At 66.0% G+C, this 25030-nt stretch carries 17 protein-coding genes and 1 pseudogene; 9 read left to right on the top strand and 9 right to left on the bottom strand.

The window, feature by feature from the left end; genetic code table 11:
• The first annotated feature begins 100 nt into the window (after positions 1-100).
• On the top strand, positions 101-1801 hold the full coding sequence (gene sppA, locus IG98_RS0119655) for a signal peptide peptidase SppA (RefSeq protein ID WP_030913846.1): 1701 nt from the start codon (positions 101-103) through the stop codon (positions 1799-1801).
• 245 nt (positions 1802-2046) lie between these two features.
• On the opposite strand, the gene IG98_RS0119660 is transcribed toward sppA, so the two are convergent.
• The gene (locus tag IG98_RS0119660; RefSeq protein WP_211264030.1) at positions 2047-2517 is read right to left on the bottom strand and encodes a flavin reductase family protein; all 471 of its coding nucleotides are present in this window, start codon (positions 2515-2517) and stop codon (positions 2047-2049) included.
• Positions 2518-3149: 632 nt separating this feature from the next.
• Here IG98_RS0119660 and IG98_RS0119665 point away from each other — a divergent pair.
• The 3 genes from IG98_RS0119665 (at position 3150) to IG98_RS50625 (ending at position 11993) form a co-directional block, all read left to right on the top strand.
• Entirely contained in the window at positions 3150-4136 is a 987-nt protein-coding gene (locus tag IG98_RS0119665; protein WP_169750150.1) for a hypothetical protein, read from the top strand.
• Positions 4106-11455 carry a LamG-like jellyroll fold domain-containing protein gene (locus tag IG98_RS0119670; protein WP_030913852.1) on the top strand — a complete coding sequence of 2450 codons (7350 nt, stop codon included), beginning with the start codon at positions 4106-4108 and terminating at the stop codon, positions 11453-11455. The genes IG98_RS0119665 and IG98_RS0119670 overlap by 31 nt, the downstream gene beginning before the upstream one ends.
• Before the next feature lie 70 nt (positions 11456-11525).
• Complete coding sequence (locus tag IG98_RS50625) at positions 11526-11993, top strand: hypothetical protein (protein WP_157594418.1); 468 nt, start codon at positions 11526-11528, stop codon at positions 11991-11993.
• Positions 11994-12750: 757 nt separating this feature from the next.
• On the opposite strand, the gene IG98_RS0119675 is transcribed toward IG98_RS50625, so the two are convergent.
• Positions 12751-13974 (bottom strand): helix-turn-helix domain-containing protein, encoded by a 1224-nt coding sequence (locus tag IG98_RS0119675; protein ID WP_063766242.1) that lies wholly within the window; start codon positions 13972-13974, stop codon positions 12751-12753.
• 432 nt (positions 13975-14406) lie between these two features.
• On the bottom strand, positions 14407-14814 hold the full coding sequence (locus tag IG98_RS0119680; RefSeq protein WP_030913855.1) for a RidA family protein: 408 nt from the start codon (positions 14812-14814) through the stop codon (positions 14407-14409).
• Positions 14815-14891: 77 nt separating this feature from the next.
• Here IG98_RS0119680 and IG98_RS0119685 point away from each other — a divergent pair, with 77 nt between their 5' ends.
• A complete protein-coding gene (locus IG98_RS0119685; RefSeq protein ID WP_051752474.1) occupies positions 14892-15515 on the top strand; it encodes a TetR/AcrR family transcriptional regulator in 624 nt (207 codons plus the stop codon).
• Positions 15516-15722: 207 nt separating this feature from the next.
• On the opposite strand, the gene IG98_RS47075 is transcribed toward IG98_RS0119685, so the two are convergent.
• Complete coding sequence (locus IG98_RS47075) at positions 15723-16235, bottom strand: DUF6461 domain-containing protein (RefSeq protein ID WP_030913859.1); 513 nt, start codon at positions 16233-16235, stop codon at positions 15723-15725.
• A 492-nt stretch (positions 16236-16727) separates the two neighbouring features.
• Between IG98_RS47075 and IG98_RS0119695 the strand changes: the two genes are divergently transcribed.
• Together IG98_RS0119695 and IG98_RS0119700 are read left to right on the top strand one after the other, a co-directional pair.
• Positions 16728-17255, top strand: coding sequence for a hypothetical protein (locus tag IG98_RS0119695; protein ID WP_157594419.1), 528 nt, complete (start codon positions 16728-16730; stop codon positions 17253-17255).
• Positions 17252-17929, top strand: a complete 678-nt coding sequence (locus IG98_RS0119700) for a hypothetical protein (protein ID WP_157594420.1) — start codon at positions 17252-17254, stop codon at positions 17927-17929. Before IG98_RS0119695 ends, IG98_RS0119700 begins: the two co-directional genes overlap by 4 nt.
• A 45-nt stretch (positions 17930-17974) precedes the next feature.
• On the opposite strand, the gene IG98_RS0119705 is transcribed toward IG98_RS0119700, so the two are convergent.
• Positions 17975-19198, bottom strand: a complete 1224-nt coding sequence (locus IG98_RS0119705; RefSeq protein WP_084195514.1) for a helix-turn-helix domain-containing protein — start codon at positions 19196-19198, stop codon at positions 17975-17977.
• A gap of 706 nt (positions 19199-19904) precedes the next feature.
• On the opposite strand from IG98_RS0119705, the gene IG98_RS0119710 reads away from it, so the two are divergent.
• On the top strand, positions 19905-20294 hold the full coding sequence (locus IG98_RS0119710) for a hypothetical protein (protein ID WP_030913868.1): 390 nt from the start codon (positions 19905-19907) through the stop codon (positions 20292-20294).
• Positions 20251-20829 carry an ATP-binding protein gene (locus tag IG98_RS0119715; RefSeq protein WP_084195503.1) on the top strand — a complete coding sequence of 193 codons (579 nt, stop codon included), beginning with the start codon at positions 20251-20253 and terminating at the stop codon, positions 20827-20829. Before IG98_RS0119710 ends, IG98_RS0119715 begins: the two co-directional genes overlap by 44 nt.
• Before the next feature lie 226 nt (positions 20830-21055).
• On the opposite strand, the gene IG98_RS0119725 is transcribed toward IG98_RS0119715, so the two are convergent.
• The 4 genes and pseudogenes from IG98_RS0119725 to IG98_RS0119740 all read right to left on the bottom strand — a co-directional run.
• Positions 21056-21979 (bottom strand): ABC transporter substrate-binding protein, encoded by a 924-nt coding sequence (locus IG98_RS0119725; protein ID WP_030913873.1) that lies wholly within the window; start codon positions 21977-21979, stop codon positions 21056-21058.
• 36 nt (positions 21980-22015) lie between these two features.
• Positions 22016-22687 carry an ABC transporter permease gene (locus IG98_RS0119730; RefSeq protein WP_051752480.1) on the bottom strand — a complete coding sequence of 224 codons (672 nt, stop codon included), beginning with the start codon at positions 22685-22687 and terminating at the stop codon, positions 22016-22018.
• Positions 22688-22844: 157 nt separating this feature from the next.
• Complete coding sequence (locus tag IG98_RS0119735; protein ID WP_030913877.1) at positions 22845-23507, bottom strand: ABC transporter permease; 663 nt, start codon at positions 23505-23507, stop codon at positions 22845-22847.
• A 184-nt stretch (positions 23508-23691) separates the two neighbouring features.
• A pseudogene (locus tag IG98_RS0119740) lies at positions 23692-24789 on the bottom strand (ABC transporter ATP-binding protein); the annotation flags it as partial.
• Positions 24790-25030: the final 241 nt, after the last annotated feature.

Here is a 25030-nt window from a genome sequence, read left to right on the forward strand (position 1 = left end):
CGGCGCCGCCGGTGAAGGGCCGCCGCGTCGCCCGCCCGAAAAGCCAGCGAACCCACGCCGATCCGCATAAGCCCGGTATGTGTCGCTTAGGGTGAAGGATATGGACGCGACCAAGGTGATCATCGATACCGTCGACCGGTTCAAGCAGCGGCGTACCGCTCCACTGGTCCTTGAACTCGACCTCACCGAAGGTCTGACCGACAGCACCCCGTCGGATCCGCTGGGCGCCCTCCTCGCGATGCGCAAGACGAGCCTGGCCGACGTACTGGCCGGGCTCAAGCGCGCCAGGAAGGACGACCGGGTCAAGGCCCTGATCGTCAAGATCGGCACCCAGTCACCGGGGCTCGCGGCCGTCCAGGAGCTCCGCCAGGCCGTCGCCCTCTTCCGGGCCTCAGGCAAGCTGACCGTCGCGTTCGCCGAGAGCTTCGGCGAGTTCAGCGGCGGCACCGTCCCCTACTACCTGGCCAGCGCCTTCGAGCGGGTCTACCTCCAGCCGTCCGGCGACGTCGGGCTCACCGGCGTCGCGATGGAGCAGCGCTTCCTGCGGGGTGCGCTGGGCAAGCTCGGCGTCGAGTACCAGCTCGGCCAGCGGCACGAGTACAAGACGGCCGCCAACACCTTCACCCAGGACCACATGACCGACGCCCACCGCGAGTCGATGGGCCGCATCACCGAGTCGGTCACCGAGCAGGTCGTCGCGGGCGTCGCCGAGGGGCGCGGGCTGGAGCCCGCCAGGGTACGCGAGCTGATCGACCAGGGCCCGTTCATCGGCGCCGAGGCCGTCGAGGCCGGGCTCGTCGACCGGATGGCCTACCGCGACGAGGTCTACGACGAGGTCAAGCGCGAGGTCGGCGACAACGCGCTGCTGCTGTACGTCGGCCGCTACGCCAAGGCGCTGACCGCGAAGAAGCTCCCGCACCCGGGCGAGCAGGCCGTCGCGCTGGTCCGCGGCAACGGCGCGATCCGGCTCGGCCGCAGCGGCCGCAGCCCGATGGGCGGCGGCGGCGCGATGGGCTCCGACACCATCTGCGCCGCACTGCGTGCGGCCCGCCGCGACGACAGCGTCAAGGCGGTCGTCTTCCGGGTCGACAGCCCCGGCGGCTCGTACGTGGCCTCCGACGCCATCTGGCGCGAGGTGGTGCTCACCCGCAAGGCCGGCAAGCCCATCGTGATCTCGATGGGCGACCTGGCCGCCTCCGGCGGCTACATGGTCTCGATGGCCGCCGACGTGATCGTGGCCCAGCCGGGCACGCTCACCGGCTCCATCGGCGTGTTCGGCGGCAAGGCGGTCATCGGCGGCCTGCTGGAGAAGATCGGCGTCACCTCGGAGATCGTCGGCGAGGGTGCCAACTCCGGGATGTTCTCCCCCACGAACGCCTTCTCCGAGGCGCAGTGGGTGCGGATCAACGCCTGGCTGGACCGGGTCTACGACGACTTCGTGAACAAGGTCGCCGAGGGTCGCGGCCTGACCCGCGAGCGCGCCCACGAGCTGGCCAAGGGCCGGGTCTGGACCGGGGCCGACGCCCTGGAGAACGGTCTCGTCGACGAGCTCGGCGGCCTGGAGGACGCGCTGGCCGTGGCCCGCAGGAAGGCCGGCCTGCCCGCCGACGCCCCGGTGCGCGCCTACCCCAAGCTCAACCCGCTGGAGCGGCTCCGCCCCGCGGAGTCCAGCGAGGACAAGGCCGCCGCGCTGGCCCAGGTCCGGGTGGAGGCGTGGGGCCCCCTCGCCCATCTCGCCGGCGAGCTGGGCCTGCCCTCGTACGGCCCGCTCATCCTGCCGGGCTCGTGGACGATCCGCTGACCGCGTCCTGCGGTTGAACCACTGACGTTGTCTCCCGCTTGTCTCCCGCGCGCTTCGGTCGTACGGACCGCTCGGCTCGGCGGGCTGATCGTCTTCGGTGAGGAGCCGCCGCGTTCGGACAGAGCGTCCGGCGGCTTCGGCGAGGGCCGCCACCCGGATCGGGTGGCGGCCCTTCGGATCAGCGGTGGCGACTCCGGCCGTGCGACATTCGCCTCCCGTACGGAAGCGAGCGACGGCCCGCCGGGTCAGCGGTAGCGGCTCCGGTAGCGCGTCAGCGGCGGAACGGACGCGTCGACGTAGTCGACCCCGAGGACCTTGGCGATGAAGAGGGTGTGGTCCCCGGCCGGAACGACCTTGACCGTCTCGGCCTCCAGCGCGGTGACCCCGCCGTCCACGACGAGGGCCCCGCTCCGCTCACCCCGGTGATGCGGCATGCCCGCGAGCAGCAGCCTGGCACCGGGACGCCCTGCCGTGGCGAACCGGCTGGCGATCGTCTTCTGCTCGGCCGACAGCACGCTGGCGGCCCAGCGGTCGTGCCGGAGCAGCAGCTCGTTGAGGTAGCCGGTGTTGCCCAGGCTCACCATCACCAGCGGCGGGTCCAGCGAGATCGAGGTGAACGTGCCGACTGTGACCCCCACGTCATCCCGCTCGTCCTTCACCGTGACGACCGTCACCCCGGTCACCACCTGGGCCATGGACTCGACGAACTCGTTCATGGCGCCCATCATCCCGGAACCGGGCGGATGCCCCGCCGTCGCCCGGTCACGCGGGACTTCTCAGGGTTTCGCCGAGCAGCACAGCGACGGCACCGGACGGGTTCGACCATGACCACTTCCGGACATAATCTCCCATCGCACCCGGTCATCGACGGAGCGATGCCCTCATTGTCAGCGGATGTCCGAAACCAGGGCTTAGCCACTGTTCCCCATGGACGCCGCCGCCTCTTACCGGCGTGAACTGGGCTTTTAAGAAAACCTCTCCCCGGCGAACCGTGCGAGACGACCAAAGGTGATCACACCTTCCCACTGCGTCGTCGTTTTTATCTCACTCCCCCATGACTATCTGTCATATCTCACTCACGTGTTCGATATCCCCTCTCCCCAAACCTGGCCATCGCGCCCGTTATTTGTTCCTTATGGGGATCTTGCGGATTTAAGTGATCTATATGTAATTTCTGATCGTTTGCTTTCACTTGATCCACTCTGAACCGTCAGCTCCGGCCTCGCCCGGTTCCCACGACGGGCTGGGGTAACGCGAGGACGCTCGTTCTCGCGCTGACGTGTTCGGAGGATGACGGCGTATGCGCCGGAGTTTGTCGTGGACGTTTTCCGCAGGCGTGCGTACCTGGATGGCAGTGGCCGTCACCACGGTCGTGACCCCGGGCCTGCTGCTGTTCCAGGCGGTTCCGGTGACCGCGGCAGTGCAACCAACCACGCTGATCAACGGCACTCCTGACACACCCCGACAGTTGACCGGTTCGGCGGCGGGACTTGCGTCGCTGGTCGATTCCGCGGCGACCGCGACGACGGTGAAGGTGAAGCCGTCCAAACAGTCCGAGCGGGACCCCCGGCAGCATAAGGGGGCACTGCCGATCGAGGAGCGCTCCGTCGGGGGTGCCGCCGAAGCAGCGGACAAGGTCGGTTCTTCCGCGGCTGCAGCGCGGAAGGCGCAGAGCACGGATACCGCGGCCGGTGTCACTCTGGCGGCGGCTGGCTGGTGTGATGACTATCCGACCTGGAGTTCGACCGCGAGCTACAGCTATCAGAACGTGGTCGACTACGGCACGGACCTGTGGCAGGTCATCGGGTTCGGCGCACCGGTCGGCACGCCGCCTCCGGTGGCCACCAATTCCTGGATCAATGTGGGGACCTGTTCCTTCCATCAGAATCCGACAGCCAATGTCGTGTACCCGTACGACGGGATGCTGGTGGAGTCACGGACGCCCACGTTGCGGGGTGAGGGACGCAGCAACGACACCTCCTCGATCACGCTGATGGGCTTCACCTTCAAGGTGTGTGAGAACGCGGCGATGACGACCGGGTGCACCACCTCCGCTGTGGTGAACAACTACTGGTCGGGCGCGTGGAAGGTCACAGCCGGCAAGCTGGCCTGGAGCAAGCAGTACTGGTGGAACGTCACCGTCACCGACACCTCCAACAGCCTGAAGACGACATCGTCTGTGAGGACCTTTACCACCGGGGTGCGCCAACCTGTGATTGGCTCGCAACTGGCCGCGCGGGGGTCAACGGCCAGGAGTTCCACCAGCTGCCGGGCAACTACACCACCGCGGCCACGGACCTGTCAGTGGCCACGGCCGGGCTGCCGCTGTCGGTGACGCGTTCCTACAACAGCATGGACCCGCGCACCGACGGGCTCTTCGGTGCCGGCTGGTCGACCCGCTGGGACATGAAGCTCATTCCCGAGGTGCGCGGGTCGCTGGTCTCAGTGCTGGTGACCTACCCTGACGGGCGCCGGGTGCGCTTCGCAGCCAACGGCGACGGCAGCTACCAGCCGCCGCCGGGCATGTACGCCACCCTGGCAGAGGTGACCGGCGGCGGCTGGCGGCTGATGGACAAATCCTCCACCTCCTACCTGTTCGACGCCCAGGGCCGGTTGACCAAGGTCACCGACGGACGCGGACGCACCCAGGACCTCGTCTACGGCACCGGCGGCAAGCTGGAGAAGGTCACCGCGACCGGCGGCCGGTCGTTGACGTTCGCCTGGACGGGCGCGCACGTCACCAGCGTCTCCAGCGACCCGGTGGACGGCTCCGCGATCACTTGGACCTACCACTACGAGGGCGACAAGCTGACCGCGGTATGTGCCCCCATCGCGGCGCCGAACTGTACCCGCTACACCTACGACAGCGGCTCGCAGTACCGCGGCATCGTCCAGGACGCCGAACCTTACGGGTACTGGCGGCTGGGCGAGACCTCCGGGTGGGAGGCCAAGGACTTAGGCTCGGGCGCGGGCAGCGCCGAGTACAGCCAGATCGCGGCCTACGCCAAGCCTGGCGCGCTGGCGGGCACTCCGGATACGGCGGTGGAGTTCAGCACCTCCCGGGTGAGTCTGCCTCAGCATGCTCTGGCGCATCTGGGCGATCAGGTGTCGATGGAGCTGTGGTTCAAGACCACCCAGTCGGGTGTGCTGATGGCCGCCACAGATGCTTACGGCTCCGTGCCGCAGGGTCCGATGTTGTATGTCGGCACAGACGGAAAGCTGCGCGGTGCGTTCAAAATGGTCAGCTCCCCCATGGCCTCCGCCGCCGCGGTCAACGACAACGCCTGGCACCACGTGGTGCTGACGGTCGCCGGGGATACTCAGGTGCTGTATCTGGACGGTGCGCAGATCGGTACGATGACCGGCTCGGTCAACCCCTGGCGCCCGTACGCCGCGGTCGGCAACGGGATCGTCGCCCAGGGGTCGGCTCCCGGGCTGCCGACCGGGACCGGCTCCCAGGAGTTCCCGTTCAAGGGGCTGGTCGACGAGGTCGCCGTCTACGGCAAGCCGCTTACCGCGGCCGAGGTGGCTTTGCACCATGCGGCGCGGGCCGAGGCCCCGCACAAGCTGACGAAGATCGAGCTGCCGTCCGGGCGGGTGTGGGCGAGCAACACCTACGACGCCGGCAGCGAACGCATCACCACCCATGTCGACCAGCACGGCGGCACCTGGAAGCTCGGCGCTCCCGCCTACTCCTGGAGCACCGGCACCTCGACGGTCACCGTGACCGATCCCAACAACAACACCCTCGGCTACGCCTACGACGCCTGGCGCGGCTACCGTCTGGTCAGCCGGACCGACCAACTGGGCAAGATCACCAAGTACGAGTACGACACCGGTGGTTTCCCCAGCAAGGTCACCGACCCGAACAACAACGTCACCGAGCAGGTCAACGACGCCCGCGGCAACGTCACCGCAATCAAGACCTGCCGGGCGGCGGGAAGCTGCCAGACCACCCGTCAGACGTTCTACCGCAACACCGCCGACGAGTTCGACCCGCGCAACGACCAGGTGACCATCAGCCGCGACGCCCGCTCAGCCGGCGCCACCGACAACACCTATGCCACGACGATCGAGTACACCCCTCAGGGTGAGGTGGCCAAGCAGACCACCCCGGCCACCTCGGACTTCCCCAGCGGCCGCTCGGCCGCCTTCACCTACACCGACGGCACCGAACCCGCCGTCGGTGGCGGCACCACCCCGGCGGGCCTGCGCAAGTCGGCCAAGGATTCCAAGGACAACGAGACGACCTACCGCTACACCTCCGCAGGGGACCTGGCCGAGCAGACCAGTCCGGCAGGATTGAAAATCCAGTTCGTTCATGACGCACTGGGGCGGGTGACCTCGCGCACGGAGGTCTCGCAAGCCCACCCCGACGGAGTGGTCACGACTTCCACCTATGACGGGCTGGGCCGGGTGCTCACCCACACCGGTGCCGGAGTGAAAAACGAGATCACTGATGTGACGCATACTAGGCAGACCCGTTATGCCTACGACACCGACGGCAACAAGCTCACCGAGACGGCCGTGGATCTGACCGGCGATGATCCCGACCGGAAGATCAGTTATACCTATGACTCCGCCGGTCGGGTGGAAACGGTCACCGGCCCGGAAGGTGCCGTGGCCAGTGTCACCTGGAACACCGATGGAACCCGTGCCAGCATCACCGACGAGAAGGGGACGGTCTACACCTACGCCTACACCAAGCGCGGTGAACTGACCTCTACAACGATCAAGAACTGGACCGGCAGCCCGGTCGCGCCTCAGGCCGCGCAAGATGTGGTGTTGGAGTCCTTCTCCTATGACCCTGCAGGCCGCCTGGCCGGTGAGGCCGACGCGATGGGTCGCAAAACCTCTTATAACTACTTCACAGACAACCGCCTATCCCAGGTTGTCGGTGACGACGTCCGGCTGAACGGTTCCACCACCACAACGGACGTGGTGCTGGAGGCCAACACTTATGACGCGGCCGGCAATCTCACCAAGCAGGTGACCGGCGGTGGCAAAGCCACTGAGGACCATGTCTACGACGCGGCGGGGCGCCTGACCTCCACCACATTCGATCCCGCCACGCTCAAACGCAAGACCGCCTACACCTATGACGCGGTCGGCAACGTCACCAGAGAGGACTTCACCGGTGCGGGCAGCACCCGACTGGAATCCACTCTTTACGCCTACAACGCCCTGGGCCAGGTGACCCGCCAGACCGTGGAGAACGGCGCCGACGATCTGGTCTCTACCTGGTCCTACGATGACCGCGGCCTGGTCACCGAGGCGACCGACCCACGGGGCAACGCCTCCGGCGCCACGCCTGAGGACTTCACCACCACAATGCGCTACGACCTCGCCGGGCAACTCGTGGAGGAGAAGTCCCCGCAGGTGAAGATCGACAAGGCCGGATCCGCCACCAACGGGCGCCCCACGGTGAGATACGGCTACGACAGCGCCGGGCTCCTGACCCAGAACGTCGATGCCGAGGGGCGGGCCGTCACCTCGGCATTCGACAGGGTCGGCCGCCTGACCTCAACCACCTTGCCGTCCTACACCCCGCCAGGCACGCCTTCTGCTCCTGCCGGACAGCAGGCTCACTGGAAGTTCGACGAGGCATCGGGTACATCAGCCGCCGATGCCACCGGGCACAATCATGCACTAACTCTGGCAGGCACCACCGCATGGGAGAGCGGCAAGACAGGCAACGGGCTGCATCTGAACAACGGCAACGGCTACGCCCAGACCACGGGCCCGGTGCTCGACACCTCTGCCAGCTACACCGTGGCCGGATGGGTGAAACTCGACGACCTGACAACCTGGCAGACCGCCGCGGCCCAGGTCGGAACGACCGCCAGCGCGTTCACCCTGACCTATGACCCTGACGTGCACAAATGGATCTGGTCGCTCACCGGCTCCGATGCCGGCAATCCAGCCTCCGAGCACGTCGAGGCCAACACCCCTGCGCAGACGGGGACCTGGACCCATCTGGCCGGTGTGTACGACAGCGCCGCGCAGAAGATCCGTCTCTACGTCAACGGCACCCTCAACGACGAAGCACCCTTCAGCTCTGCCTGGAACGCCACGGGCCCCTTCGTCGTCGGCCGGGCACTCAACGACGGAGACCATGTCGATTACCTACGGGGATCCATCGACGACCTGTACGCCTATCCGAGAGCACTGACCGACCAGGAAATCACCGCCCAGTACAACAGCACCGGTAGCACGCCCTGCACTCCTCCGACCTGCCCGACTGGCCCGGTAACCCCCAAGATGAGCTATGGCTACGACGCGGCTGGTCAGATGACCAGCTTCACCGACCCGCGTGGCCATGTCACCTCCGCCGAATACGACGCACTGGGCCGCCAGGTCCGGGTGACCGACCCCGGCCCGTCTGGGCCCGGCGGTAAATGGGTATCGGAGTACGACCTGTTGGGCGAACTACTCGCAGTGATCGACCCCACCGGCGCGCGTAGAGAGGCCACCTACGACGACCTCGGCCGGAAAATCACCGAGACCCAGATCGAGCGCAAGCCCACCACCGCCGCGCACACCACGACGTTGACCTACGACACCGCAGGCAACCTCACAAAGAGCGTCGTGTCGGGTAACAAGACCACCAGTTACACGGTCAACGCCGCCGGGCAGGTCACCGCCATCACTGACCCGCTTCTCAAAACATCCGCCATTGGATACGACTTCCTGGGCCGAACCGCCAAAGTGACCGACCCGCTGAGTAACGCCACCGAGGCCGAATACGATCTGGCTGGACGACAGGTCACTGCCAGGGACCTCACCAACACCGGAGCAGTCGTTCGAACATTCGGCTTCGGCTACGACCCGGCGGGAAACCCGACCAGTCGCACCTCCGCTGAGGGGCACACCACCCAGAAGGAATTCGACGCCCTGGGCCGAATGACCGCGCTGATCGAGCCGGTCTCCGCCAGCAAATCGATCACCTCGACGTTCGGCTACGACACCACCGGGGCACGCACCCGCACCACCGACGGCCGAGGCAACGCGACCTGGACCAGCTACAACACCCTCGGCCTGGTCGAATCAGTCATCGAACCACCGACCACGGCCCACCCCGGAGCGACCGACCGGACCTGGACCACCGTCTACGACGCGGCGGGCAATGCCGTCTCCACGCTGCAGCCGGGCGGAGTGCGTATCGACCGGCAGTTCGACCCGCTCGGCCAGATGGTGAAGGAGACCGGCAGCGGTGCGTCAGTGGCCACCCCCGAGCGCAACGTCACCTACGACCAAGCGGGCCGAGTGACTGCGATCGGCGACTACACCTTGGAGTACAACGACCGCAGCCTGCTGACCAAGGCATCCAAGGCGACCAACCAGATCGCCGCCTACGCCTACGATGACCTGGGCAACCCCACCCAGCGTATCGACGCCACCGGCACCGCGAACTACACCTGGGACAACGCCAGCCAATTGAAGACCGCTGGCGACCCGGTGACCGGACGCACCTGGACCTACGGCTACGACGACGCCGGTCGGCTCACCACCAAGACCTCTGCGAGCCCGGTCAACACCCAGAGCTACGTCTACGACGCCGTCGACCGGCCCACCTCCCAGACATTGAAGAACAGCTCCGGCACCGAGCTGTCGAAAATCGTCTATGAGTGGGACAAGGACGACAACCTCACCACCAAGACCACCACCGGCACCGCCGGAGCGGGCACCAACACCTACGGCTACGACCACGCCGGACGCCTGACCTCCTGGACCGCCCCCGGGGGTGCCACCACTGCCTACGAATGGGACGACTCCGGTAACCGCACCAAGGCCGGGGACAAGACCTTCGTCTACGACGAGCGCAACCGGCTTACCTCCGGTGCCGGCACCGACTACACCTACACCCCCCGTGGCACCGTGGCGTCGGAGACCAAGGCCGGCGTCACCCGCAACCTCACCTTCGACGCCTTCGACCGTCTGATCTCCGACGGAGATGCCTCCTACGGCTACGACGCGCTGGGCCGGATGACGTCGCGCACCAAGGGGGCAGAGCAGCAGCGCTTCACCTACTCGGGCCTGGAAAACGACATCGTCGCCGTCACCGACGGCGCGGGCAGCAGCCTGGCCAAGTACGGCCGCGACCCCTTCGGCGGCCTGCTCAGCCTGCAAGAAGGCGCCGGACCGGCCCTCGGGACCATGACCGACCTACACGGCGACGTGGTGGGCACCTTCTCCGGCACCGCACTGGTCGACTCGGTCGCCTACGACCCGTTCGGCGCGGTCACCCAGCGCTCCGGCACCCAGCGCACGCTGGGCTATCAAGGTGAGTACACCGACCCGGACACCGGCAAGGTCAACATGCACGCCCGCTGGTACCAACCCGGCACCGGCACCTTCTCCTCTCGCGACGACTGGACCCTCAATCCCAACCCATCAATCCAGGCCAACCGCTACGGCTACGGCAACGGCAATCCATTGGTCAACGTTGATCCCAGTGGACATGCACCCTGTTGGGCGATAGGACGGATATTCGGCGGCCTCTGGGGTCTTAATTGTAAGTTACTTACCGAAACCGAATGGGTGGGTCGTCTGCAACCTGCTGTTGCGACAGGTCCTTGCAATGGACCAATGGACCCGCGCGCACACTGTCCCGGCGCCCCAGCTAATTCAACCAAAAGTTCTGGCTGCAAAACACCAAGCTTTCCCGGATGCCCACCTAAGCAAACCGGCAGCAGCGGCAGCAGCATGAAAGGTAGTACCCAAAGCGCTCCGGCCGGCAACAATCCCTGCCGCAACTGCGGCAGTAATCCTGCCCCTAAGCAGCCGAAACCAAAGCCGAAGCCGAAGCCGTATAAGCCTGACTTTGACCCGAACAGCAAGGACTTCATAAACGATCCGAATAACGCAACCGAAGATCGGAATCCACCTACTCCTGACGAGCTCCACTGTAATTACGGCCGGGAACGCCCTGAGAACTTCGGCGGCTGTACAGGTGGAATCGATATCATTGGTGGTGGCGGGAGCGGCGGTGGTGGCGGGAGCGGAATCATTTGCAATGGATGGGTTTGCGAGACAGACCTCATCCCTAGCCCTACTCGGCCCACTGATACCGAAACTGAACCTGACGGCGATACGGATACAGAGCCTGCGGGTCCAGAATCTGGCGATGGTGGTGGCCACAATCCGGCAGAGACATGTGATCAAACAGTAATTAACTATTGGGATCTAGATCACCTCAGTCGTCCTACAGGAGCGAACGCGATCTATTGCGACGGGAGCATCCCCAAAGGCCAGCCAGCCGCTCCCTGGATGAAGCCTCCAGGATGGCCTGGAACACCAGGTGCCAGTAATCCGACGAATCCGGCTGGACAAAAGGGGCAGAGGAAGTATGCTAGATGTCACCTCATCGGCAATCAGCTTGGGGGAGCAGGGCAGGGCGAAGATGGTAAAAAGAATCTAGTGACCTGTCTTGCGTACCCCGTTAATTCACCCGTAATGAGAGACAGAATCGAGAAGAACGTGAAGGACGCCATCAGACATGGCGGTGTAACCAGATACCAAGTAACCCCGAAGTATGATGGAAATTCACTAACACCCGACAGCTTCGAGCTTAAGGTTGAAAGTGAAACCTATAATGATCATATATGTCTTAAGAACGACAGTACGGCAACGGTGACCAATGGCGCTTGCTGATCTAGAGATACTTATAGGTGCACCCCATGCGACTCCACCTCCTATCGATTGGAGGAGAATGGAGGATGGAATGGGACTGGAGTATCCAGCCGATTACAAAGAGTTCACATCTCGCTATGTGAGCATAAAAATCGCGGATTTCTTGTACGTTCGCAATCTAGGGATGCACTCATCAAGCCAAGAGAGAGACTACGTCCTCGACGCAGTGGGCTGGCTTCATGAATTCAACCAGCGCGGCCATATTGATATATTGGATAATGCTGGAAACGAAGCGCGGGTGCCGGCATTCCAGATCTATCCCGAGCCGTTCGGCCTCTACCCATGGGGGACCACGGATAATGGAGATATGTGCTTCTGGCTTACGCGCCCAGGATCTCAAAATTGGACTGTCGTCATTAAGGGAAATGGACTTTGGTGGCACCATCCAGGATCCCTTACGGATTTCTTGATCAAACTTGCGTCAAACACACTCGCCTGCCCATTGTTCCCCGATAATCTCGAACTGGACAGCCTTCCCCTTTTTATAGAAAGTGACTGATTATTGGATCCGCATGCACCACGAAGCGTCAACGAATTGATAGTCAATTCTCCGACAAAAAGAGAGCCTCAGTCAGGGAACGTATAGCCCGTGTAAAAAAGCCGCGCCAGTCATGCCAGAACTGAGATAAACGGCACCGTCGGAGGTAACGGGTGCGGCATTACATGCGAAGACCGGTAGGAGCGAACGCCAGGCCAGTGCCCCCAGGATGTGCTGGAAATCTGGCGGATGCTCAGGGTTCCGCCGGCTAGGTCCAGTTCCTTCCATTACCGACCGAACAGTTCCCCACAACGTATGCCGGCCCGCACGGCCAGCAAGATCAGAGCGTGGAGCCGCATGCCGCACGCTGCTCCCAGCAGTATCCGGGTCTCTTCGGCGGTGAGAGGTTCGGTGCGCTGCCTGCGTCCGGGATTGGCCTGGACATTACGGGCAAGGTCTGCCTCGCGGACGGCATACTGAAGGACCGAATGCAGCAGGACGCACAGGTAGACGATGGCCAGCGGTGCTGCACGAACACCCGGTCGACCTCGCCGAGTGTCCGTTCGGTGAGCGCCGAATCTCCCGCTTTGGCGTGTGTCCAGGCCACTCGTTCCAATAGCAGAGCGCGGGTGAGCGGGGTGCTTGATCGCTCAGCACCCTTGACCGCCGTACGGGCCATCATGGCCGCCTCCCTGGGATCGCCCACGTTGGCCATCTGGTGCTCAACGAGGACAACTCTTCGATTCCCAGGCTCATGGCACACCGGAGAGCGGACGCTTCAAAGGATCTGCATGCGGATGCCGAGGCGGCGGATGCGTTCTCTGTAGTTGTAGCGCTCCAGGTCCAGCAGGGTTCGTACGGCCTGACGGGCCATGGGGTGGTTGCGGATGAGGAGGGGGGCCGCTCTCTCGGCGTGTTCCAGTTCGGCGGTGGCGGCCTCGCGGTGGCCGCACCAGAGCAGGGCGCGGGCGTAGTCGAGATGGTGGTATCCGACGCGGTTGGCCTGTAGGCCCTTCGGGAGCCGGACCGTCTTTCCCCGGCTCACGGCCTGGGGCCCGTCACCGAGCTCGACCGCGACGGCGACCCCGTGGATGTCGACATTGGTCTGACTGGTGCACATCTCGTAGTAGTTGGTGCGCTGGCGAGGTCCGAGCCGGGTGACCGCCTCGCCCGCGAGGCGGTGTCGCGACCATGCCTCGGCGGCGTCGTTCTTGCGGGCCGCGGTGATCGCGGCGCACAGTTGCAGACCGCCCCAGACGGTCAGTGCCTCCGGTTGACCTGCGGTGTACTCGTCCTCGATGTTCGCGCAGGCCGAGTCGAGCACGGTGAGCGCGTCGTTCCACGAGGTGCTGGCCCACAGGTTTCGCGCGCGCCGCCACGTGGCCACCGGCAGGTGATAGGGATCCCCCGAGCGTTCGGCGGCCCAGTGGGTCCGGCTGGTCGCGATCAGGGAAAGGTCGGCGTACCCCAGGTCGTAGGCGACCGAGTCCGCCGCCCGGTAAGCGGCCCAGAGCAGTCCAAAAGCGGCGCTTCGGTCAGGCTCGGCGTACAGGTGGGTCGCCGCCTGGAGTTCGGAGAGCAGTGCCGGCAGTGCGTCGGCCAGCTCCGCGTAGCGGGTCTCTATCCGCAACAGGCTGGCACGCTCGGTCGCGGCGCGCAGTTCGGGCAGGGAACGCACCTCGCCGACCCATTCGGGGTCGAGGTCGTAGCGCTCCAGTTGGCGGCGGATCTCGGGGATCGCCGCGTGCCCCCGATCCTCCGCCGGGTTGTCGCCCCGGTAGGGGCGCGCGGTGAGCTCGTTGGGGTGCATGCGCAGGGCGCGGGCGAGAATGTTGATCAATGCGATGGAGTCCAGGGGGATGCTGTCGTTCTCGACTCCGGACATCCAGGACTGCGTCCGGCCGACCCGCCGGGCCAGTTCGGTCTGGGTGATGCCCATCCGCTTACGAGCACGCCGTACGCGCGTCCCCACACTCTCCGCCGCCGGGTCCAAGGAGGCCATGAGCTCACGGTAACCCGCGATGAAGCGTCTGGCTCCTTTCCTCGCCAAAGTATCAACCACGCTGATGTCGCCATCTCTACGCGATCTTGAATTCGCTCTCCCCGGAGAATTGAATGCCGGATCAAAGACCATTCACACGGATTGGTGTACGAACCTCCAGAGCCTCCAGACAAGGGCTTGGGACCGTTCAGCGGCACGGGTCTCGTACGTGGCAAAGGGCTTGGGACCACCCAGTAGTACCGAGCCGTACGTGGGGGAAGGGCAAAAGCTCGCCCAGGGCGACGAAGGGGCGCGAAGCCGTTCACCACTGACGGGCCATATGAGATCACCGAAAATGGTGAACGGGTATATCTGCGCGGTGACAGCCGCCCCGGACCGAGACCTCGAACGGCTGCTGCCGTGCCGGTCCGGGCCGCCTCATCGTCCTGTTGTTCAATCGATGACCGCGGTGGCCTCGATCTCGACCAGGAGGTCGGGCTCGGCCAGTGCGGCGACGCCTATTCCGGTGAACGGCGCAAGCGGGGTGATGCCCAGCTTCGCAGAGGCTCGGGCGATTCCCTCCATGAACAGGGGCATCTTGTCGGGGGTCCAGTCGACGAGGTAGACGGTCAACTTCGCCACGTCGTCGAAGGAAGCGCCGACCTCGGCCAGGGCGGTGGCGATGTTGAGGTAGCACTGCTCGACCTGGGCGGCGAGGTCGCCTTCGCCGACTCTGCCCCCGTCGGCATCGCGGGCGACCTGGCCGGCGATGAAGACCAGTTTCGATCCGGTGGCGACCGACACCTGCCGGTAGATGTCGACCTTCGGCAGTCCTTCGGGGTTCACCAGGGTGATGGCCATGCTGACTCCTTGTCGTAAGGGCCCGTGGGTTCGGGGTTCCTAAAACATAGCAGTGCAATGCTATGTATTGTGACACCATGGCGAGAACGAAGGATCCAGCGGTCCGTACCCTGCTCATCGAGCGGGCCGCACACATGCTCCGCATCCGCGAGCCCATCACCCTGCGTTCACTGGTGGCCGGGACCGACGTGTCGACGATGGCCGTCTACACCTACTTCGGTGGCATGGACGGCGTGTGGAAGGCCCTGCGACAGGAGGGCTTCACCCGCCTGGCGGCCAGGTTCGCGACGGTGACCACGTCCGAGGACCCGGTTCAGGACCTGACCGTCCTGATCACCGCCTACCTCGGCAACGCCCTGGACCACCCCGACCTGTACCGGGTCATGTTCGACGCGAACTTCGACCTTGAAGACCTCAAGGCCGCGGACGCGACCCTGGAGTATCTGGTCCAAGCCGCCGAACGATCCAGGAAGACCCACCGCTTCCACGCCGACACCGACCCGCTGGAACTGGCGACCCAGAGCTGGACCATCGCCCACGGCCTGGTCTCCCTGGTCGCCAACGGCCCCCTGCCGCACCAGACGCTTGGCTACGGCGTCCCCCTGCTGACCGCGCTGTTCATCAGCGTGGGAGACAACCCCGACAGGTGCCGCCTATCAGTCGAGAACGGCTGGAAGCAGCTGCGTCTACCCGACGAATAGCCACACCGCCGACTCGGACCGATCGGCGCGGCGCCGAACTGCTGAGCGAGGAGAAACAGCGGGCCTTCTCGTCCTGATCAGTGAGCGCCCCGACGTGTCTTGAGGCGCTGACCTGACAGCAACTCGCAAGCGCTCCGTAGGCGGTTCCAGGCCTGAACGGACTTCGGGGCCACCTGCCGAACTGTGGAAACGGACGCCGAGGAAGGCTCAGTAGTCGAGGAAGCCGTGGGCGGTCACGATGTCACTGGAGGCGTTTGGTCGCACCCCGGTGATGCGTTCGGCCAGTTGCAGTGCGGCGGCGAGCCCGCCCTCCGACTTTTCACCGACCAGGCCGAGCTCGATCCGGTCGGCCAGGTAGTCTTCCGCGATACCGTTCTCGTCGCCGGGGAACAGCGGGTCGAAGGACAGGACCCTGCGGCCGTCGGCGTAGTGGACGAAGTCCGCGACCCTGTTCACGTTGACGAAGACGCTTGCCGTGACCGTCCCGGCCGACAGGGGCCGCAGCACCTCGTCCAGCGTGCCGGCGAAGCCGTTCGACTCGCTCAGAATGGTTCCGCCCTCGGCCTGGCGGGCACAGATGAAACCCTCTTCGATCTCGCCTTCCTCGTCATCGCCGTCCAGTACCTCAATGCCGAGTCGGGTCAGCGCCTCGTGTGGGGTGAGGCCGCGGACGAACGTTGCGCAGAACGCGGTGTCATCAAGCCAGTTGTAGCCGCTCACGGGAATCCTGCTCTCGCTGGGGACGGATCCTGGAATCCTGGCATGCTGGTCCGACAGAAATCGTGTGCGACTTCGAGAGGTGGCGCCGGCGTACCTTCGGTGTCAGTCCGTATGCTCGCCACCGGATGCGAACAAGATGTGCCGGCTCTCGATATCAGCAGTCCAGGGCAGCCACGAAATCCCACTTGCGGCCTTCACGGCACATACGTCCTTGGCACACAGAATAATTATTCTCGTCCTTGTGTGCCGGGTGTCCTTAGCACAGTCCGCACGGGACAGTTCAGCCTGGGCGGGATCGCCGATGGCCTGCACGGCAGCTCTCATCAGGCTCGGTGGATCGCGCGTGAAACCGAACTTTCATCGACCAGTTTGGCCTTTCTTCCGGTATTTGCCTCCTCAACACCCGCATTTGGTGTTGACTCACCCCTTATGTCGACTGATCTTGGTGCTTCTCGGTGGGGTCCTCGTGAATGGGGTGTGCTCGGGGTCGCGGTGCTGCTGCTCGCGGTGAGTTTCTGGGAGTGGTTCGGTATCAGCTGGGTGGTCTCGGATCAGTACGGGGACCGCACCGAGCAGTCGACGGCGAACGCCTGGCAGGCCTCCACCGCCTGGTCGGTCGCGGTGCTGCTGGTAGTGGCCGCCGCACTGCTGTGGAGCCTGCGCGGCACCGCCGTCGCGTCACGATGGAGCCGGCCTGCCGCGCTCCCCCTCGTCGTCCTCGGTATCGCCCTTACGGCATGGCAGTGGTGGACCATTCACCCGGGCGAAGAGGGACCGTCTTACAACAAAATCGAAATCATGTCTGATATCGACTCGCCCACCGTTGTGTCCCAACCCGAAGAGCAGATCGGAGCCATCATTCGGGACGACTTGTTCATCTTCCACCAACCCGGCTACAGCGCGGACGTGCGTCCCGGTCTCTATATCGCGCTGTTTCTGCTCGTACTGGAACTGGCCCTGATGCTCAGTGCGTTCCTTCCACACATCCCACTGCGGCGAGACAGCGCGCAGACAGGATGAACGATCACGTGATCGACAGGGAGCGTGTCAGGGATGTGCTGTCCATCGGGATCGCCGTCGGCGCGTGGACGGCCATCACCGTGCAGAACTACCCGTGGAACCAGTGGGTGCCGTTCGCCAACGGAGCGAGCAAGGGCGTGTTGCTCGGCATACTCGCCGCTGCCGGCGTCGCCATCGCACTGGCCGGTGGCTCGCGGACCGGATGGCGATGGGCCGTGTTCAGCGGCGCGCTGATCGGTGGCGGCCTGCTGGGTACGATCAAGGATCTCCTTGGCCCGCCGGCCCCCGCGGTGTACTTCGAGGAGTCGATTTCCGATGAGCGGTGGTACGGAACGACGATGCTGCTGCACTGGACGGGCAAGGTGGTGCTGCCCGCCCTGCTGTGTGCCGTGATCCTGACCCTGCTGATGGCTCGTCCGTACCGGCGGGCACAGTCGATCCTGGCCGGTGTGGCACTTGTCCTCGCGGGTGTCGCGCTGCTCCTGCTTCCGGTGATCGCCTCAGCTCTCGCGCCCGAGGTCCAGGGCAACGGCGAGCACGTCAACGAGGGCTTCAAAACGGGGCTGATCTGCTGGATCGCCGGAATCCCGGTATTGGCTGTCGGCATGCTTCGAACGTTCTCGCTCCGCACCGGCCGGCGCGGAGCGCGCACAAAGCAGATGCGTTCCCAGTAGCTGTGGCGCCCAAGATCTAACGACCTGCCACCCAAATCGAACGTTTCAAAGTATGTGCATGCGTGTGCCGAGGCGGCGGATGCGTTCGCGGTAGCTGTAGCGCTCCAGGTCAAGGAGAGTCCGTACGGCCTGCTGGGCCATCGGGTGGTTGCGGATGAGCATCGGGGCGATCTTCTCAGCGCGTTCGAGTTCGGCCAGGGCGTCGTCACGCTTGCCGCACCACAGCAGTCCTCGGGCGTGGTCGAGATGGTGGTAGCCGGCACGGCTTGCCTGTAGATCCTTGGGAAGGTGCATCGCCTGCGCTCGCCGTACGGCCTGTGATCCGTCACCGAGTTCGACAGCTATGGCGACGCCATGGATGTCGATGTTGGGCTGGTTGGTGGACAGCTCGTAGTAGTTGGTGCGCTGACGAGCCCCGAGCCGAGTGACCGCCTCGGCAGCGAGCCGGTGGCGTGACCACGCCTCATCGACGTCGTTCTTGCGGGCGGCCGTGATCGCGGCCCTCAGTTGGAGCCCACCCCAGACGGCCAGCGCCTCCGGATGGCCTGCGGTGTACTCGTCCTCGATGTTCACGCATGCCGTGTCGAGCACGGCGAGCGCGTCGTTCCACGAGGTGCTGGCCCACAGGTTCCGGCTCCGCAGGTAGGCGAACAGGGCTTCGTGGTAGACGTCCCCCGCTCGCTCCCCCGCCCAGCGAATTCGGTTGGTGGCGATCACAGAGAGGTCGGCGTAGCCGAGGTTGTAGGCGACCGAATCGGCTGCCCGGTAGGCAATCGAGAGCAGGTTGAAAGCCGCGCTCCGGTCAGAGCCAGAGAAAAGATGGGTTGCCGCCTGGAGTTCGGCGATCAGTGCCGGAGTCTCGTCGGCCAGCTCGGCGTAGCGCGTGCCTCGCCGTAGCGACATCGTGTGTTCGATCGCAGCCCGAAGTTCGGGGATCGGTCGCACCTCGCCGTCCCACTCAGGGGCGAGGTCGTAGCGTTCCAGCTGGCGGCGGATCTCGGGGATCGCCGAGTGTCCACGGTCCTGGCTCGGGCTGTCGCCTCGGTAGGGACGCGCGGTGAGCTCGTTGGGGTGCATGCGCAGGGCCTTGGCGAGGGTGTTGACCAGCGCGATGGAGTCCAGGGCAAGGCTGTCGTTCTCGATCGCCGACACCCAGGACTGGGCGCGACCGACGCGCCGGGCCAGTTCGTTCTGCGTGATGCCCACGCGCTTACGAGCGCGCCGCACACGGGTTCCCACACTCTCCGCCGCCGGGTCCAAGTAGGCCATGGCCTCAAGGTAACCCGGCGCGACCTGCTTGACCTCCCCCTGCGCCAAAGTATCAGCGGCGCTGATGTCGGTCTCTCTCCGCGTTCATAGCGTCACCTTTCGTGAGCGGCGACAGGTGTGAGAGCGGCAGGAGATACCCCTGCCCTCTACGCACTCTGACCGCGACCGAATCGGCCTTCAAGCAGGCGGCCCCTCACCCACGCAGGGGGAGCCGCCTTAGCTGAACACAGAAACCGAACCGCAAAACCCCACAAAAACGGCCCTGCCAAGCGAGTGACGTCGCCTGGCAGAGCCTCGCCCGCACTCTGGAGGTGCGAACTGTGTTCAACCCTAGTAGAGCCTGCAAGATCATCAGGGTTCGCTGGCATGCCGAGCGACCGCCTTCGCCCCTGGGCTGCCGCTGGTGTGGCCATCCCCCCTACGCCCACGACGCGGACAGCCTGCCGCACCGGCCCGCTCACCTGTGGGAACAGCCCACCCCCGCCCAGGTCCACACCCGTATGACGGCCCGGCGCCGTCTCGGGCTCTGCGGCCGACTGCCCGCGCCCACCGTCGCCACCTGCCCGCCGAGCCGTCCTCCCACGGGCGCTCTTCCCGGCCGCGGACGCCGCTCGCAACCGGCCGCCCCACTGTACGGACGAGAATCGCCGCCGGATGTACGGCCCGGACCGGGCAGGCGCGAGCCACGCCGCAAGGCGGTGACGGCATGACCCTCGTCGACACCACCTCCCGGCACGAGCCCGCCGAGGAGACCGGAGCGCTGCACGCGCTGGCGCTGCGGTTCACCGGCTGGCTCCTCTGGTACGGCAAGGCCACCGGCCGCTACTGGGCGCTCTCCCCTATCTGGTGCCGAGAGCACATCGGCCTGATCGAGGCCGATACTCCCACCGAACTGGCCGCCCAGATGCAGCACATCGAGGACTTCCGCCGCCACCTCGCCCCCGGCCGACCCCTCTCAAAGCAAGAAGTCCCGCTCCCCGAAAGCAGCACGGACGTCAAGGTCGCTGGAAATACCGAGCACAACGGGATCGAGAGCAAGGGAGGTGACCGAGATGGCAGCGCGCCTGTTGTCCGCGCTCGTCGGCGTACTCGCTGACCGCTTCCGTACACCGGCCGACGGCGCCGTATGGTCACCGCATCTGGGCCGAATCCCCGGCTGGTCGGCACCTCTGGGCCACACGCCCGTCATCTCCCAACGGTTCGCGGCCACCCCCGACCAGGTCAGACCCGCACGCGTCTTTGTCGCCGAACTCCTCGGCGACGACCACCCGCTCCGCGACGACGCCGCACTCCTCACCAGCGAACTCACCACCAACGCCGTCGAACACTCCAGCGGACCACTCGATGCCCGACCGCTCGACACCGAAGCCGCCGACACCGGACCGTACGACGCGGGACCGGTCGGCCGCCCACGGGAGTTCGTCGTCACGGTGGCCTTCCTCCCCCACGGCGTACTGATCACCGTCCAGGACCCCGGCGCCTCAAAGATCCCCTGTACGAGGAAGCCCGGCCCGAACGCCACCGGCGGCCGAGGACTCATACTCGTCAACGACCTCGCCACCCGCTGGGGCTTTCACCGCGACTCCACCGGAACCGTCATCTGGTTCGAACTCTGCTCGACCAGTGGGTAACCCCTGATCACGGCGCCTCGGCTGCGGCCTTCTCTCCGCCGGAGACCGCGACGATCTCCGCGCGGATGTCGCTCCATCGGGGAAAGTTCGTCATCGGTTCTCCGCCTCGCGTTCTCGCGGCTGATTCCCAGCGCATCGACTGAACAGCACGCGGCCACGGTCACCGTCTCCGGGAACGCGAACCGGCCCCGGACGAGAGATGTCCGGGGCCGGTTCGGGGAATCGACTACAGCAGGCCGTTCTGGGTGAGCCAGTCCTTGGCTACCGCTTCGGCGTCGTCCTTGTCGACCGCGACGCGCTTCATCAACGCGACCAGGCCGGCGGTGTCCAGCTTGGCGGAGACCGCGTCGAGGGTGGTCCGCACCGTGTCGTTCACGCCCGCCTTGTTGACCAGGGGGGCGATGTTCTCCGCGGCGAAGGCGCTCTTGTTGTCCTGGAGGGAGACCAGGTCATTGATGATGATCTTCGGGTCGGTGGTGAAGACGTTGCCGACCTGGACGGTGCCGTCCTTGATGGCGTCGGCGGTGGCGTCGCCGGTCTTCTTCCACTCCTTGAACTCCAGGCCGTAGGTGTCCTTGAAGTTCTTCTCCTGGCGGCTCTTGAACTCCGGCGGGCCGCCCACCGAGTAGTTCTTGGCGACCTTGACCAGGTCCTCGATCGTGGTGAGGCCGTCCTTGGTGGCGGTCTCCTTGCTGACGGTCAGCGAGTTGTTGTCCTCGGCCGCGGCGGGCGTCAGCACCTCCAGCTCGGCCGGGAGCTTCTCCTTGAGGCCGGCGACCACGTCGTCCTTCGACTTCGCCGTGGTCGTGTTGTCGACGAAGGCCAGCAGCGAGCCGATGTACTCCGGCAGGATGGTCAGGCCGCCGCTCTTGACCTGGTCGTACAGGACCTCGCGGCTGCCGATGTTGAACTTCTCCTCGACCTGGACGCCCTTGGCGGCCAGGGCCTGCGAGTAGATCTCGCCCAGCAGGACGTTCTCCGGGAAGTTGGCCGACCCGATGATGACCTTCCCGGCGGCCGCCGGCTCGGAGGCGGATCCGGATTCGGCGGGAGCCGGGGACGCGCTGGTGAGGGGGTCTCCGCCGCCGCACGCGGTAAGTGTGAGCGCCGCGGACAGGAGGATCGCCGCGGTGCTGAACAGGCGCTTCATGGTGCTATTCCCTTCCAAAACGGGGGGTAATGGAGACTATCGGATGGTCTGGCGCTCGCTCACCCCCGGGGAGACCGTTGCGCGCTGTACCAGGGTGAACCCGAGCTGAACGAGAAGCGCCAGCAGTGCTACGAGAACCGCTCCGCCGATCGTGCTCGGGAAGTTCTTGGTCGCGAGACCGTCGATGATGAAGCGGCCGAGGCCGCCCAGGCCCACGTACGCGGCCACCGTCGCGGTCGCCACCACCTGGATGGCGGCCAGCCGCAGGCCGAGCAGGATGAGCGGCAGCGCGACCGGCACCAGCACCCGGCCGAGCACCTGCCTGCCGCGCAGTCCCATGCCGTACGCGGCGTCGCGCAGGTCCGGGTCCACCCCGCGGATGCCCTCGTAGGTGTTGACCAGGATGGGCGGCACGGCCAGCGCCACCAGCGGGATCAACACCGGCAGGATGGTGCCGACCCCCATCAGCAGCACGATGAGGACGAGCAGGCCGAGCGTCGGCAGGGCGCGGGCCGCGTTGGCGATGGAGACCACCAGCAGGGCGCCCCGGCCGGTGTGGCCGATCAGCAGCCCCAGCGGGAGCGCGATCAGCATGGCCAGCAGCAGCGAGAGCCCGGCGAACTCCAGGTGTTCGAGCAGCCGGGCGGGAATCCCGTCCGGACCCGACCAGTTGACCGGGTCGCCGAAGAAGTCGATCAGCCAGTTCACGCGGCCCCCCTCGTCCGCGGGGTGATGGATGTCCCGCCGGATCGCTGACCACCTGTGTCCGCCGGACGCGGTGACGTACGACTTCCGGTGGCGGCTTCGGTGAGGCGACGAACGGTCACCGCACCAGCGGGGGCGCCGAAGGGATCAGGCAACCGCTTCACGCGGACCCCCTTGCCCGCGACCACGGGGTGAGCAGCCGCTGCGCCAGGATCAGCAGCAGGTCGGCGACGCCCGCGAGCACCACGACCAGCACGATGCCGACCACGATCGGGGTGTAGAACTGCCGCTGCCAGCCGTCGATGAACAGGTAGCCGAGCCCGCCCCTGCCGACCAGCGCGCCAACGCTGACCAGGCTGACGCTGGCGACCGTGGCCACCCTGAGCCCGGCCAGCACGACCGGCACCGCGATCGGCAACTCGACCTGGAGCAGCCTGCGCAGCGGGGTGAAGCCCATGGCCACCGCGGACTGGCGTACGTGGTCGGGGACCGAGCCCAGCCCGTCGACGACCGCCGGGATCAGCACCGCCATGGCGTAGAAGGTGAGCGGGACCATCACGGTCAGCCGGGTCGCGAGACCGGTGACCGGGATGAGCACGATGAAGACGGCCAGCGAGGGCAGCGAGTAGATCACGTTCATCACGCCGACGGTCGGCTGGTAGAGCCAGCGCCAGCGGACTCCGGCCAGCCCGAGCGGGAGCGCGATGAGCAGCCCGATGACGATCGGGACCAGCGCCATCACGATGTGGTCCGCCAGCAGGCCCTGGATCGTGGGCCAGTTGCGCCCGATCCAGTCCCAGCGGACCAGGGGTTCCTCACTCACCCGCGTCCCCCGCGTCTCCCATGGACCCGCTGGATCCGGCGACACTCCCCGTGCCCCTCACGGGCCCGCCGGAACCTCCCACGCTCCCGGCGGACCCGCCGACGCCTCCCTTGCCCTCTGCGGAGCCATCGGAACCTCCCACGCTCACGGAGCCGGAACCCCGAACGGCCCCGCCGACGCCTCCCGCCACCTCGGCCAGCGCCTCGTCCAGTGCCTCGCGGGTGGCGACACCCACGGCCCTGCCCTCGCCGTCCACCGCGACGGCGTTGCCCGAGGGGGAGAGCAGCGTCGCGTCCAGCGCACCGCGCAGCGAGTCACGCCCGCTGACGAACGTCCCGTACGGCGCGAACTCCAACTCGGCGAGAGTGCCCGACTCGGGCAGGTCCTTGACCGCGACCCAGCCCAGCGGCCGGTTCCCCGCGTCCACCACGGCCAGCCACGGCTCGCCTGTGGCGCGCGCCGAGGTCGACGCGGCGCCGGCCTCGGTGGCGACCGGGACGAGCAGGTCGGTGCGGAGCCGTACCCCCTCGGCCGAGAGGAACGAGAGCCGCCGGATGCCCCGGTCGCGGCCGAGGAACTCGCGGACGAAGTCGTCGGCGGGCCTGGCCAGCAGCGTGGCGGGGTCGTCGAGCTGGGCCAGGTGGCCCCCGACGCGGAGGACGGCCACCCGGTCGCCGAGCTTGACCGCCTCGTCGATGTCGTGGGTGACGAACACGATGGTCTTGTTCAGCTCGGCCTGGAGTCGCAACAGCTCCTCCTGCAGGCTGGTCCGGACGATCGGGTCGACCGCGCTGAACGGCTCGTCCATCAGCAGCACCGGCGGGTCGGCGGCGAGCGCGCGGGCCACGCCGACGCGCTGCTGCTGGCCGCCGGAGAGCTGGAAGGGGTAGCGGTCGGCCATCTTCAGGTCGAGCCCGACCCGCTCCAGCAGTTCCATCGCCCGGTCGCGGGCCTTCTTCTTCTCCCAGCCGAGCAGCAGGGGGACCGTCGCCACATTGTCGACGATCTTCCGGTGCGGGAAGAGCCCGGCCTGCTGGATGACGTAGCCGATGCCCCGACGGAGGGTCGGCGGGTCTATGGTCTTGACGTCGACGCCGTCCAGGAGGATCTGGCCCTCGGTGGCATCGATCATTCTGTTGATCATGCGCAGGGAGGTCGTCTTGCCGCACCCCGAGGGGCCGACGAAAACGGTGATCTCCCCGGTGGGCACCTCAAGGCTCAGGTTGTCCACCGCTACGGTGCCGTCGGCGTAGCGCTTGGTGACACCGTTGAATGTGATCATGCACAACCTCTTGTTATCGCCGGGTTACGGCCCCCCTGCCCCAACCGCCCCCACAATATGGCTCAGGTCAGCCTATGCCCCACTTCTCCGATCTGTCTTTCCGGTTTTGCCGGGTAGATCAACATGTGTATTTCTCACCAAAAGGGCATTCAGTAGTGCGGGAGGTGCCCATGACTTGACATGATTACCCACATTGCTGGAGTTGATCCCTCTGGCACCGTACGTCACAGGCTTCCCAGCC

Source organism: Streptosporangium amethystogenes (genome assembly GCF_000721075.1).
GTDB lineage: Bacteria > Actinomycetota > Actinomycetes > Streptosporangiales > Streptosporangiaceae > Streptosporangium > Streptosporangium amethystogenes.